18 protein-coding genes and 1 pseudogene are annotated in these 11,641 nt (G+C 46.0%); 18 read left to right on the top strand and 1 reads right to left on the bottom strand.

Annotation, left to right across the window (positions count from 1 at the left end; genetic code table 11):
- The first annotated feature begins 5 nt into the window (after positions 1–5).
- The 16 genes from CRO19_RS26160 to CRO19_RS26280 all read left to right on the top strand — a co-directional run bounded on the left by CRO19_RS26160 (position 6) and on the right by CRO19_RS26280 (position 10,324).
- Positions 6–167 carry a hypothetical protein gene (locus CRO19_RS26160; protein ID WP_176519111.1) on the top strand — a complete coding sequence of 54 codons (162 nt, stop codon included), beginning with the start codon at positions 6–8 and terminating at the stop codon, positions 165–167.
- Positions 168–170: 3 nt separating this feature from the next.
- The gene (locus tag CRO19_RS20290) at positions 171–503 is read left to right on the top strand and encodes a phage head closure protein (protein WP_097097467.1); all 333 of its coding nucleotides are present in this window, start codon (positions 171–173) and stop codon (positions 501–503) included.
- Positions 496–981: an HK97-gp10 family putative phage morphogenesis protein gene (locus CRO19_RS20285; protein ID WP_097097466.1), complete on the top strand. Its 486-nt coding sequence runs from the start codon at positions 496–498 to the stop codon at positions 979–981. The genes CRO19_RS20290 and CRO19_RS20285 overlap by 8 nt, the downstream gene beginning before the upstream one ends.
- The gene (gp17, locus tag CRO19_RS20280) at positions 978–1,355 is read left to right on the top strand and encodes a tail completion protein gp17 (protein ID WP_320204501.1); all 378 of its coding nucleotides are present in this window, start codon (positions 978–980) and stop codon (positions 1,353–1,355) included. The genes CRO19_RS20285 and gp17 overlap by 4 nt, the downstream gene beginning before the upstream one ends.
- Positions 1,356–1,395: 40 nt before the next feature.
- On the top strand, positions 1,396–1,896 hold the full coding sequence (locus CRO19_RS20275) for a phage tail tube protein (RefSeq protein ID WP_097097465.1): 501 nt from the start codon (positions 1,396–1,398) through the stop codon (positions 1,894–1,896).
- Between the two features lie 70 nt (positions 1,897–1,966).
- Positions 1,967–2,620: a hypothetical protein gene (locus CRO19_RS20270; RefSeq protein WP_097097464.1), complete on the top strand. Its 654-nt coding sequence runs from the start codon at positions 1,967–1,969 to the stop codon at positions 2,618–2,620.
- Positions 2,621–2,668: 48 nt separating this feature from the next.
- Positions 2,669–3,049 (top strand): phage tail assembly chaperone family protein, TAC, encoded by a 381-nt coding sequence (locus CRO19_RS20265; protein WP_097097463.1) that lies wholly within the window; start codon positions 2,669–2,671, stop codon positions 3,047–3,049.
- Positions 3,049–3,339, top strand: a complete 291-nt coding sequence (locus CRO19_RS20260) for a phage tail assembly protein T (protein ID WP_199226957.1) — start codon at positions 3,049–3,051, stop codon at positions 3,337–3,339. Before CRO19_RS20265 ends, CRO19_RS20260 begins: the two co-directional genes overlap by 1 nt.
- Before the next feature lie 49 nt (positions 3,340–3,388).
- Entirely contained in the window at positions 3,389–5,677 is a 2,289-nt protein-coding gene (locus CRO19_RS20255; protein ID WP_097097462.1) for a phage tail tape measure protein, read from the top strand.
- A 10-nt stretch (positions 5,678–5,687) separates the two neighbouring features.
- Positions 5,688–6,026 carry a phage tail protein gene (locus tag CRO19_RS20250; protein WP_097097461.1) on the top strand — a complete coding sequence of 113 codons (339 nt, stop codon included), beginning with the start codon at positions 5,688–5,690 and terminating at the stop codon, positions 6,024–6,026.
- Complete coding sequence (locus tag CRO19_RS20245; protein WP_097097460.1) at positions 6,023–6,778, top strand: phage minor tail protein L; 756 nt, start codon at positions 6,023–6,025, stop codon at positions 6,776–6,778. The genes CRO19_RS20250 and CRO19_RS20245 overlap by 4 nt, the downstream gene beginning before the upstream one ends.
- Before the next feature lie 69 nt (positions 6,779–6,847).
- On the top strand, positions 6,848–7,729 hold the full coding sequence (locus CRO19_RS20240) for an alpha/beta fold hydrolase (protein WP_097097459.1): 882 nt from the start codon (positions 6,848–6,850) through the stop codon (positions 7,727–7,729).
- 78 nt (positions 7,730–7,807) lie between these two features.
- A complete protein-coding gene (locus CRO19_RS20235) occupies positions 7,808–8,677 on the top strand; it encodes an alpha/beta fold hydrolase (protein WP_097097458.1) in 870 nt (289 codons plus the stop codon).
- Positions 8,678–8,716: 39 nt separating this feature from the next.
- Entirely contained in the window at positions 8,717–9,160 is a 444-nt protein-coding gene (locus tag CRO19_RS20230) for a hypothetical protein (RefSeq protein ID WP_097097457.1), read from the top strand.
- Positions 9,161–9,200: 40 nt separating this feature from the next.
- Complete coding sequence (locus CRO19_RS20225; RefSeq protein WP_097097456.1) at positions 9,201–9,911, top strand: C40 family peptidase; 711 nt, start codon at positions 9,201–9,203, stop codon at positions 9,909–9,911.
- A gap of 107 nt (positions 9,912–10,018) precedes the next feature.
- A complete protein-coding gene (locus CRO19_RS26280) occupies positions 10,019–10,324 on the top strand; it encodes a Hok/Gef family protein (RefSeq protein WP_097097455.1) in 306 nt (101 codons plus the stop codon).
- On the opposite strand, the gene CRO19_RS26150 is transcribed toward CRO19_RS26280, so the two are convergent.
- Complete coding sequence (locus CRO19_RS26150; protein WP_176519110.1) at positions 10,314–10,484, bottom strand: hypothetical protein; 171 nt, start codon at positions 10,482–10,484, stop codon at positions 10,314–10,316. The two genes, CRO19_RS26280 and CRO19_RS26150, sit on opposite strands and share 11 nt — an antisense overlap.
- Between CRO19_RS26150 and CRO19_RS20215 the strand changes: the two are divergent.
- Positions 10,419–11,019 (top strand): annotated as a pseudogene (locus CRO19_RS20215) (tail assembly protein). The gene CRO19_RS26150 and the pseudogene CRO19_RS20215 sit on opposite strands and share 66 nt — an antisense overlap.
- Before the next feature lie 9 nt (positions 11,020–11,028).
- Positions 11,029–11,619, top strand: a complete 591-nt coding sequence (locus tag CRO19_RS20210) for a tail assembly protein (protein ID WP_097097454.1) — start codon at positions 11,029–11,031, stop codon at positions 11,617–11,619.
- The last annotated feature ends 22 nt before the right edge of the window (positions 11,620–11,641 follow it).

The following is an 11,641-nucleotide window of genomic DNA, read 5'->3' as shown; positions in this document are numbered from 1 at the left end:
AGCATTTGGAAGAAAAACTGATCGAGGCGATAAAAGCGCAGACAGAAGCAATCACACGACTCGCTGAATCGAACGAAAGTCTTGTTGCGGTTATTTATGATTCGTTAATCGCTGAAGAAGTTGAACATGCCACTCAGACTTATCTGAACGGCAAGCCGCGAGGATGAGTGATGCGGGCCGGAATTTTGAAACACAAGATTGATCTCCAGTCGCATGAGGATGTTCAGGATCCGGTGACAGGTGAAATCACTGAAATTTGGGAAACTCAGGCTTCAGTCTGGGCAGAGGTAGCTCCACTTTCAGGACGAGAATTCATCGCTGCCAATGCGATTCAATCTGAGATTCGGGTTCGCATTACTATTCGTTATCGTGATGATGTTAACAGCGATTGGCGAATTCTGTTCCGTGGTCAGATTTATAACATTGCAGCAATTTTGCCCGATCTTTGGTCTGGTCTCGATTATTTGACACTTCCATGCACAGAAGGTGTTAATAATGGCTGATGGTCTGGATTTTTCAATAATCGGCGTGGATTCTCTGTTAGGTAAGCTTTTTGAGGTGAGCGATGATGTTCGTCGTCGAGGCGGTCGCGCCGCGTTGCGTAAAGCTGGGATGATCATTGTTAATCGTGCTAAGCAGAACGCCGCCAGATTTGATGACCCTCATACAGGTCGATCTATCGAAGATAACATTGCTCTCAGATGGAACGGACGTGAGTTCCGGCAAAATGGGAACATCGCTTTCAGGATCGGCGTTTTACACGGAGCAGTGCTTCAGAATCATCCTGATTTGAGTGAGAACGCGCCTACTCCTCATTGGCGTCTGCTTGAGTTTGGGACAGAGAAAATGCAGGCAAGGCCGATTATGCGTCCTGCTATGGAGGCGAGTCTCAATGATGTTCTACATACGTTTTCGACAGAATATGAGAAATCCTTAGACAGAGCAATCAAACGCGCTCAAAAGAGGAGTAACCCGTCATGATGGGTGCGCCCATATTTGAGGTTGTATTCAACGATCCGAAAGTTTTGAGTTTATTGGGACCAAAGATTTTGAGATTTTATGATTTTGCCAATAAACCTGAAAAACCAACCTATCCCTACGCAACGTTTCAAAATTATGCCGGGTCTCCACAAATGTTTTTAGGAACATTGCCTGATGTCGATACATTCTCACTCCAAATCGATATTTTCTCACTCTCCTCAAGTGAATCACGCAATATTGCCTTAGCGATCCGGGATGCAATAGAACCTCACAGTTATATTACGCGCTGGGGAGACCAGGTCTTAGATGATGAAACCAAAAGTTTTCGCTATTCATTCGATGTTGACTGGATGGTTCTCCGTCAATCCTCTTAAACCAACCGCCTGAGGCGGTTTTTTTTCGTCTGGAGAAATTATGTCGGTGTTAACGCAAGGTACACAGTTATATGTTTACAACAATGTCAGCGTGGGCGAAATCGAATGTATTACGGCGTTTAACCCAGGATCCTCTCCGGCTGATCAGATTGAGGACACTTGTCTGAGTGAGAAAAGCACGCGAACTTATAAAAAAGGTCTTCGAACGCCTGCCCAGGCTTCATTAACGTTAAACGCTGATCCTAACAACGCTTCTCACCTGATGCTGAGTAATCTGGCAGAAACAGCAGATCAATCCGATTTGGTGTTTGCTATCGGCTGGAGTGATGGTGACACTGAACCCACTGTTGATGATTCGAATTCCGATGATGCTGTTGACGGTTTAATTTTACCAACAGATCGTACATGGTACGTTTTTAAGGGGTATGTCTCGGATTTCCCTTTTGATTTCCAGGCGAACACGGTTGTTCAGTCAACGGGAACCATTCAGCGATCAGGAGCAGGAATTTGGGTTCCTAAAGTTGCTGATTCAGGGTCATGAGCACAGATTGATAACTTTCCCATGTATCTACAAAGTATCATTCCCTTCATTGAAGTGAAGGAATGTGAACGTGAAAAATTTAAAAATTGGTGGTTGTGCGGTTGTTGTGGCGTTGGTGGTGGGTTATCAGTGGTATGTTCAAGCGAATCCTATTCCTCAGGATGAACCTGTTATGTCTCAGAGAGAAGAGGTTATTGACAAGCTCTCTCATCTTTCGACAACGCTTCCTGTCAAACAGGTAAGAAAAATCGAAACCAATGAGAAGAACTGGCATTACCATTTTGAACATGATGATCTTCGCCAGACCACTACTGAATTCGGCAATAACAGTTCTTTGAACAAGCATGTATTCAGCTTTCCTTATAACAAAGGCGCCTGGTTGAACATAGCAACCACCAGCAAGCCGATTAAAGATGTGAAAGCCTATAAACCTCGCTCTTCAATCAACAGGGTATTCTTAACAACAACTGACGGTCAGTTTCTGTGTGAATATGACGGTTGTTATGCTTCTGTCAGTTTTGATGGTGGAAAGGTTGAACGTTTTCGTGTTTCTACACTTGTCGGTTCTGCAAATAACATCATGGAGGTCATTGACGGTCAGCGGTTTATGAGAGAGGTCAAACGCCATAAATCAGCGATAATTGAAGTCGATTATTTTCAGAATGGTTCTCAACAGTTCAGATTCAATCTGAATGATGGTGTGAAAATCATGTATTCATCATGATAAAAGATAAAAACTAACCCGCTTCGGCGGGTTTTTTATAGGTAAAAAATGAAGCTGACCATAGAAAACCTGAAAACCTTAGGCGCGTTTACCGGAAGACCTGTTGAACGCGAAATTGAGTGGCAGCAGGGGGAGAACACGTTTAAGGCAACGGTGTTTATTCGTCCTATGGGTTATCAAACTGCTACATCTGACATCATGGCGATTGGTGGGAAAATTGATGGTATTGCCGGACGAATCGCCGCATCTATCTGCGATGAAGAAGGTAAGCCGGTTTTTACTGTTCAGGACATAACCGGAGAAGCTGATCCTGATCGTGGTCCTCTCGATGGTGCATTGACGATTTCGCTCTTGCTTGCGATTCAGGAAGTGAATGATTTGGGGAAGGCTACAAGCTCACCGAAGAAGACGAATTCTGGTGTGAGCTAGTGTTGAACGGTATTGGCGGCAAAACCATTGCTGAGGCAAAAGAACGGCTGTCAATTATTGAATATAAAAAATGGACGCTTTACCGAAACAAATACGGCTCTCTAAATCCAGGGTTGCGAACTGAATGGGCGAGTGGAGTCATTTCCAGTGTGATCGCAAACACCAATCGTGATCCGAAACATCCCGCCTTCACGCCTACTGATTTCACCCAACATTTTGATGAGCCGGAACCGGAACAAGAATCTGATCAGCCGATTTCTCTCAAAGAGGCCATGAATACATGGCACTAATTCACATCCTCATTCTAATCGAACACTGAGTTGTTTTTACGGGGTCAATATGGCAGCGAGATCGCTCGGTACGTTAACGATTGACCTGATAGCGAAAGTGGGTGGCTTTGTTTCTGGCATGACCCAGGCTGAAAGGTCGGCTGACAAATGGCGCAAAAACGTGAAAGCCGCCGCTTTAGATGTCGGGGCAGCGCTCGCAGGCGTTGCAGTTGCCGCAGGCAGCGCCGCAGCGGGGATCGGTTCAGCTACACTTTCGCTCGTCAAGAATACTGCTGACCAGGTGGCAGAAACTGATCGATGGGCCAAATCGCTCGGGGTCTCTACTCAAAACCTCCTTCAGTGGCAGTATGCAGCAAAACAAGCCGGTATCGCCGGCGATCAGATTTCGGATATTTTCAAAGACATCAACGATAAAATCGGTGATGCCGTACTGAATAAATCTGGTGATGCAGCCCAGGCGCTCGACACTCTCGGGTTATCGGCTACCAAACTTCAAAAATTGTCACCTGACAAGATCCTGACTGAAATCGGCAATGCGTTGAATCAGTCGAACCTCTCTACCGCTGGTAAAACTAACATTCTTGAAAGTCTGGTGAATGACGGTTCCAGGCTACTTCCTTTGCTTGAGAACAATAACAAGCAATTGAATACCTTCAAGCAGGCGGCTAAAGATTATGGAATCGCACCGAGCGAGGATCAGATTCAGGGGCTGGTTAAGGTTTCAAACTTTTTTCGTGATCTGGAAGGCCAGGTAGAAGGACTTAAGACACAAATCGCCGCAGGACTCGCCCAGGTCGATTTGTCTCCTTTACAACGTGGGCTAGACCAGCTTAGAACAGTTTTCACCGATCCTACCGTCCTGCAAGGGCTGACTACTCTCGTTGGTGGCGTAGCGTCATTGGTTGCTGATTTTGGTACGATTGCCGCCAGAGCAGCGCAATTTACAACGTTACTTTCGCAAGTAGGCGATAGATTTAAAGCGGGGGGGTATGCCGCCTATAATGCTCAGCAAAATTCAGGGGTTAACAGTCTCAAGCTAGGTAACATCGCGCTTCCTACTCAGCCTGCTACCGTTCAGCAAAATTTAAAACTTGATAAAGGGGATTCTAACCAGGCTGGCCAGGCCGCTAAACAGTTGGCCAGTGCATATAGTAACGCAACACTTCAATATCAGCGCATGATCGCGACCATTAACACCAGTGCGCAGCGATCAGCCCAGGTCACTCAACTTCAGACCCTGAATTTTAATTTACAAAATGGCAACCTTAAAAATCTCAACGAATCTCAGAAAAATCGTCTTCGGGATTTGGCTACTGAGGTTGATCGGCTTAATGCGGTTAAGAAAGCCAATCAGGATAATCTAACTGTTCAGCAGTTTATTACTAATCTTCAGAACCAAAATCAAAACGCTCGCGCCTCAAACAATATTAATACGAGTGGATTTGGATTAGGGGATCAGGAAAAGCAACGTTTACAGGACATCATCAATATTCGTCAAGATTATCTACAACAACAACAGGATTTAGATAATCAACGAACGCGCGGCGATATTAATGATGATGTTTATAATCGTGAGACCTCAGCGCTTCAGCAGGCTTTACAAACAAGAATCACTGATCAGCAGGATTATTATAAGAAAATCGATGCCCTTCAGTCAGATTGGCTGAATGGTGCGCAAACTGGTTTTCAAAACTGGGTCGATTCCACTGGCGATATTTCATCAGCAGTTGAAAGTGATATTAGTTCAGCCATGAGTTCAGCGCTGGACAATGTCAATTCGGCGTTAGAGGGAAACACTGTCAGCTGGAAGCAATGGTCTGTTTCAGTTTTACAGATGATTGAGAAAGTCGCAGTTCAGGCCGCCGCCTCAAATCTCTTCAGTGGTGCGAGTGGGTTACTGGGTTCTATCGGCTCAGGATTATCCAGCCTCTTTAGTGGAACCGCGACAGCTAACGCCAAAGGAGGCGTCTATGGAGCGGGCCTCAGTGCATTTAGTAATTCTATTGTCAGCACGCCAACATTGTTCAGGTTTGCGAGCGGTGCGGGATTAATGGGAGAGGATGGACCCGAGGCAATCATTCCCTTACAACGCGCCTCAGATGGATCGCTGGGTGTAAAAGCCAGTGGACTCAGCTCGAACTCACAAAGTGCAAGCGGAGGTGTTCAGGTCAACATTTCCATATCAGATTCAGGCTCCCAATCCACCACTAATAGCGCTGACTGGCGTCAATTCGGTAATGAAATCGGTCGCTTTGTCGATGAACGCTACAAAAGAAATCTCGCCCGAGACCTCAGGGATGATGGTGATATAGGGCGCGTGGTCAAAGGTAAACGCTAAAAGGTAGAGCATGGCCATCGAAACTTTTACCTGGTGCGCCCGAATCAACGCCTCGGGCGATATGACCTTTAATGTTCGTTCTATTCAGTTTGGAGATGGTTACACACAAGTTGCAGGAAATGGAATCAACAATCGTTCTCAAAACTGGAACCTGACATTCACTGGAACTGAAGAATTCATTGATGAAATAAAAACCTTTCTTGATGCCCGTCAGGGCTATCAGTCTTTTGCCTGGGAACCACCAGGTGAATCACTCGGGTTATATCGATGCTCCTCATATAACCCGACCGCTCTCGGAGCAGGACTCTTCGAAATGACCGCAACATTCACACAGGCTTTCGCCCCATGAGTTTGACCAGCGATTATCAAAAACTTGAACCCGGAAGTGAAATCCGGCTCTATGAGGTTGACGGGTCGGCGTTTGGCGTTGATGAGGTGTTACGGTTCCATTCTCACAACATCCCCCATACTGAAGCTGAAATCCTCGCCGCTAACGGTGATGAAACCCAGTTACCCGCAAAATCGATTTTTTGGCAGGGTGAGGAGTATTCCGCGTGGCCTTGTAAGATCGAAGGCCTGGAAACATCAACAACCGGCAGCGCACCCAATCCCCGCTTAACCGTGGCAAACCTGAACGGATCGATAACAGCTTTGTGTTTGCAGTTTCAGGACATGCTTCAGGCGAAAGTATCGATTCATGACACGCTGGCGCAATACCTTGACGCCGCAAATTTTGAAGATGGAAACCTGAATGCCGATCCGACACAGGAAAAGCTTCGGGTGTTTTACATCGATGAAAAATCAAGTGAAACCAAAGTTCAGGTTGAGTTTGCTTTATCGAGTCCGATGGATCTCCAGGGGCTGCAAATTCCTACGAGACAGCTTCATGCGGTTTGCACCTGGTGTATGCGCGGTAAATATCGTTCAGGCGATGGTTGTGACTACGCAGGGACCAACTATTTCGATAAGTTTAATAATCCTGTCGATGATCCAAGTCTTGATGTTTGTTCAGGCTCAATAACTGGATGCAAATTAAGGTTCGGGCAGGATAACCCGCTTTCTTTCGGAGGATTCCCAGGAACCTCGCTGTTAAGAACATGATCGCTCACTTTGATCAGTTTATTCATGTTCCTTTCTTATTATCTTCTTTCTTACTGAACAGAGGTCATCATGTTTGCGGAACTCAGCGACGAGACATTATTGTTCTTTGATGTTGTCGGGACCGATCTTGAGGGACAGGCGGCTCCACTCAGCTCAAAACCCATCGTGATTGCGTTGGCTGGCGGTTATGGCTTTGACCATGCTTATCTTCGTCCAGGTCTCGATGATCTCAGTGAGGATTGTCAGATTATTTATGTTGATATGCGTGGACAGGGCCGCTCGTCAGACGTGAAACTTTCTTCAATTCAGTTTGAACGCATGGCTGACGACGTTTATGAGTTCATGAAACTTGTCGGCATTCAATCAGCGTTTATTTTTGGCCATGATTCTGGCAGTTTCATTGCTCAGAAAATCGCGATGCGTCACCCCGAAACAGTGAAAGGCTTAATTCTGGTCTCAAGCTCTATGGGGATGACGGTTTTACCTGGGAAAGAAGAGGAGGGCTATCCAACGCCTTTCCTCAAAGACCGTACCGAAGGCGAGTTGCTTGATATAGCGCATAATTTCTATTACAGCCCGCTTCCTCTGACTGAGTCACAGTTTAAAGAATATTTCAACAAGGTAGGACCGTTCTTTATGGCTCCTCAGAATGGCGAAATGTTTGCATCAATCTTTAATTATGTAACGGCAAAAATCGATGTCGTGAATCACTATCGTCGTCTGGTTCCATTCTTTAATTCACATGGGAAAATCAGTCTTGTAAAAACACCTTCATTAGTCATGAGCGGTGTTTATGACTGGGCCACTCCATCGGTCGGATCATTTATGCTGTCAAAAAAATTATATGATTCAACCTTCGTTGAGTTTAAAGAATCCGGGCATTATTTATTTAATGAGGAACCTGAAAAGTTCAAATCAATTGTGAAGGCATTTATTGCAAGTCACAACTAAAGAATGTGCATGTTGGGAGTCTTTTTATCTATAAGGAAGTGATTATACCTCTGCTTTTATTAACTTCATGAGGTTCATATGTTTGCAAATGTTAACGGTAAAAGCATTTTCTTTGATGTTATCGGAGAAGGTTTGAACGCCTCTACGCCTGAAATGACAAAGAAACCTGTTTTTGTGGCGATTCATTGCGCATCAGGTTTTGATCATGGTTATCTGAGACGCGGATTGGATATTCTGACTTTTTTCGGCCAGGTCATTTACATCGATCTTCCTGCATCAGGACGTTCATTAGGTGTAGATGCCTCAACTGTCACCTTTGAAAACCTGGCTGATGATGTCGCAGCAATCATCGATCATTTGGGTCTCGACAAAGTTTATCTCGTTGGCCATTGCGCTGGTGGGTTTGTCGCTCAACACTTCGCGCTTCGTCATCAGGAAAAACTTAAGGCGCTGATTTTGGTTAACACCTCGCCTTCGTTTGATAAAGTGATTGATAACATCCCATCTCCAACGCTCGTTGAACGTGCGCCGCCTGATGTCGTTGAGGCGTGCTTGACGGTTTACGGAAAGGGCATTATCACAGAAGAGACGGTGAAAGCTTGCTTTGATAAAGCGGGGCCACATTTCCTGGCAAAAGATAAAATGGATATGTTCCAGCCCCTGGTTCGCAACTTCACCGGGATTTCGATTCCGATGCTAAATCGGTTTGTGAACCATATTTATAAAACTTATGACGTTCGTCGTGAACTCCATAAAATCACTGTCCCTACACTGGTTATCGCCGGTTCTCAGGACTGGTTAACGCCACCAGCAGGATCACGTTTCATCGCGAAAGAAATCCCGAACTCAAGTTATGTTGAATTTAAGGATTCTTGTCATATTTCGTTCATTGAGCTTCCTGATGACTTTTATCCGGTTGTTCACGATTTCATTCGCGTTGTCGAATAACACAGTTAAACCCGCTGAGGCGGGTTTTTGAGGTGCGTGATGCTTCTGATTTCCCATGATGGTCAGTTTAATTTTGATGGTGTTCTTGACTTAATTTCAGATCGTTCTTTGCTAAGTCTGATGGAGCGGGACAGAGACACATTTTCAAAAAAGTTTGATTATGCTTTCTTTTACCTTAATAACGTTTATAAGTTTTACCATTATATGACTTATCACGGAAATTATTCTTTAATGGCGAATGGTTTTGGCATGGCTCATAATCATCGATTAGATTTGCCTGTGAAGGAAAAATGCAAGGAGCTTTATCTCCGTGCGCTTGAAAAGTTTAGGTGTGAACTCAAGCTTTTTATTGATTCTTATGAGCTTTATTTATTCAAGACGCTGGAGCACCAGATGGGGATTTTCATTCTTAAAGAAGATAAATTTCTTGCACAGTATTACAATGAATCGCTCAGGTTAAATTTGATGAGTAAGCTTTTCTAGCCTGACAACCCGCGAAAGCGGGTTTTTTTATGGGTGTCTAATGGACCAGGGGATCATAAACGCAATCTTCGACCATGCCAAACGGGATTATCCCGCTGAATGTTGTGGTGTAGTCGTTCAGAACAATGACGCTGAATGTTACTTTCCTTGCCGAAACCTCTCTGAAAATCCGCGTGAACAATTCATTCTCAATCCTAAGGATTTCGCCGAAGCCGAAGACCTGGGGGTTATCACGGCTATCGTTCACAGTCATCCTGACGCCACGACTCAACCCAGTCATCTTGACAGGGCGATGTGTGATGACAGCGCGGTTCCGTGGGTGATTGTGAGCTGGCCGGAGGGTGATTTAAAGACGATCTATCCCAGGGGCGAGCTTCCCCTGATAGAAAGGCCGTTTGTGCTGGGGCATTCTGATTGCTGGGGGCTGGTCATGAGCTACTTCAAACAGGTCCACGGCATAGAGCTAAACGATTACCGCGTTGATTATCCGTGGTGGGAGGACGATCACCCTGAAAATCTCTATCGAGATAACTGGTATGAATGCGGATTCCGCGAGTTTACCGGCAAGCCGAAGGCAGGGGATCTAATCATGATGCAGATTCAATCGAAAAAATGGAATCATGCTGGCGTGATGCTTGATGGAAACATGATGCTTCACCATCTTTATGGCCGTCCTAGCAACAGAACGCCTTACGGCGGTTACTGGCGTGAAAGGACGATGAAAATCGTCAGATATAAGGATCTTCTTTAACGAAGATTCGAGAGACAAAACCCAGTGTTCATAAAATGTTTTTCGCACACTTTGATAACTAAAGTATTCAATATGAAGGGTTTTTTAATTATCGGAATGTTAGAATAATGGCGCTGTGCTTTCGGATGTTTGCCGGGAGCATGAGTGAACGGCAGGCAAAAGAAAGCCCCAGCGAATCTTTCAATTCAACCGGGGCGATCCTAGTGCGTGAGAACTCTAGATTAGCCCCTTACACGCCGAAAGGCAACGTTAGGAGGCTCAGAATGCTAAACAAACCCACGGTTCTAACCGTGATCATCTGTCTTACTGTTCTTGCGTTTGTGTTGCTTGAACGTGACAGACTTTGTGATTTTCGGATCAAAACGAAAATCTTAGAGGTCGATGCAGGTCTGAGCTACGAACTTAACCGGTAAGGGCATCTGTGCGGCGGTTCGCCGCCGCATATCTCTCTTGCATTCCGAACAGCACAGCAAACCCGCGAAAGCGGGTTTTTTTTATGGGTGAAATATGGCTGAAGTGATGACCCGAATTGAGCTGGGTGGTGTGCTCGGTCGCACCTTCGGCAAGGTTCACTATCGTTCCATAACCCGGACTCAGGAGGCGTGTCGAGCACTTGCGGCAACTGTGAAAGGCTTTGAGTCGTTCATGATCACCAGTAAAAAGCGCGGCCTCACGTTCTCAGTTTTTTCGCGGTAAAACCAATGTCGGATTTGAAGAGCTGAGTTATCCGGTTACAGGCGAGACGATCAAAATCGTCCCTGTGATGATTGGCAGTAAACGCAGCGGATTGTTTCAAACCATCATCGGCGCTGTTCTGGTCGTTGTCGGTGTGGCCATCAGTTATTTCACAGGAGGTACAGCCTCAGCAGTCGGAGCCGGGATCGCGAAATTCGGTGCGGCGATGGTTATCGGCGGCGTTATCCAGATGCTTTCCCCTCAGCCGCCAGGCCTCGCACACAAAGACGATGCGGACAACGCGCCTTCCTATGCTTTTGGTCCCGCCGTGAATACCGCCGCTCAGGGCTATCCCGTTCCGCTTTTGTATGGCCAGCGCCGAATAGGTGGCGCTGTGATTTCAGGTGGCGTCTATGTCGAAGATCAGCAGTGAGGAACAAGAATGGCTGAGGTGATGACGCGGATCGAACTGGGCGGGATATTGGGTAAGACATTCGGCAAGGTCCATCACCGAATGATTTCGAAAACTCAGGAGGCAGCTCCAGCGCTTGCAGCAACGATTAAAGGGTTTGAAAAATTCATGATTTCGAGCCGAAAGCGAGGACTGACGTTTTCTGTTTTTACCGGGAAACGCAACATCGGCTTCGATGATCTCAAAAAGTCAGTGTCAGGTGATGTGATCCGAATTATGCCGGTCATCATCGGCAGCAAACGCGCCGGACTATTACAAACGATTGTAGGCGTTGCACTCATTGCGATTGCGGTTTTCGCGCCCTGGGGATCAGCAATTGCCGGAAGTAATTTCGTCTTTCAGGCTGGGGTTGCAGTAACGCTAGGCGGTGTCGTGCAAATGCTGTCGCCTCAGGCTCAGGGATTGTCATACAAAGACGATTCAGATAACCAGCCTTCTTATGCTTTCGGCTCTCCAACTAACACCGCCTCACAGGGCTATCCTGTTCCTTTGCTTTACGGTCAGCGCCGAATCGGTGGGGCGATAGTCTCAGCCGGAATTTACGTCGAAGACCAGCAATAAATTTTGTCATCCGAACAGACCG

The organism is Candidatus Pantoea floridensis (genome assembly GCF_900215435.1).
GTDB lineage: Bacteria > Pseudomonadota > Gammaproteobacteria > Enterobacterales > Enterobacteriaceae > Pantoea > Pantoea floridensis.
This window is presented reverse-complemented; position numbering and strand designations above follow the sequence as displayed.

Excerpts from the sequence above, each read along its gene's own strand:
- CRO19_RS20290 (WP_097097467.1), top strand. The coding sequence starts at position 171 with ATGCGGGCCGGAATTTTGAAACACAAGATTGATCTCCAGTCGCATGAG.
- CRO19_RS20285 (WP_097097466.1), top strand. The coding sequence starts at position 496 with ATGGCTGATGGTCTGGATTTTTCAATAATCGGCGTGGATTCTCTGTTA.
- gp17 (WP_320204501.1), top strand. The coding sequence starts at position 978 with ATGATGGGTGCGCCCATATTTGAGGTTGTATTCAACGATCCGAAAGTT.
- CRO19_RS20275 (WP_097097465.1), top strand. The coding sequence starts at position 1,396 with ATGTCGGTGTTAACGCAAGGTACACAGTTATATGTTTACAACAATGTC.
- CRO19_RS20265 (WP_097097463.1), top strand. The coding sequence starts at position 2,669 with ATGAAGCTGACCATAGAAAACCTGAAAACCTTAGGCGCGTTTACCGGA.
- CRO19_RS20255 (WP_097097462.1), top strand. The coding sequence starts at position 3,389 with ATGGCAGCGAGATCGCTCGGTACGTTAACGATTGACCTGATAGCGAAA.
- CRO19_RS20250 (WP_097097461.1), top strand. The coding sequence starts at position 5,688 with ATGGCCATCGAAACTTTTACCTGGTGCGCCCGAATCAACGCCTCGGGC.
- CRO19_RS20245 (WP_097097460.1), top strand. The coding sequence starts at position 6,023 with ATGAGTTTGACCAGCGATTATCAAAAACTTGAACCCGGAAGTGAAATC.
- CRO19_RS20240 (WP_097097459.1), top strand. The coding sequence starts at position 6,848 with ATGTTTGCGGAACTCAGCGACGAGACATTATTGTTCTTTGATGTTGTC.
- CRO19_RS20235 (WP_097097458.1), top strand. The coding sequence starts at position 7,808 with ATGTTTGCAAATGTTAACGGTAAAAGCATTTTCTTTGATGTTATCGGA.
- CRO19_RS20230 (WP_097097457.1), top strand. The coding sequence starts at position 8,717 with ATGCTTCTGATTTCCCATGATGGTCAGTTTAATTTTGATGGTGTTCTT.
- CRO19_RS20225 (WP_097097456.1), top strand. The coding sequence starts at position 9,201 with ATGGACCAGGGGATCATAAACGCAATCTTCGACCATGCCAAACGGGAT.
- CRO19_RS26280 (WP_097097455.1), top strand. The coding sequence starts at position 10,019 with ATGGCGCTGTGCTTTCGGATGTTTGCCGGGAGCATGAGTGAACGGCAG.
- CRO19_RS20210 (WP_097097454.1), top strand. The coding sequence starts at position 11,029 with ATGGCTGAGGTGATGACGCGGATCGAACTGGGCGGGATATTGGGTAAG.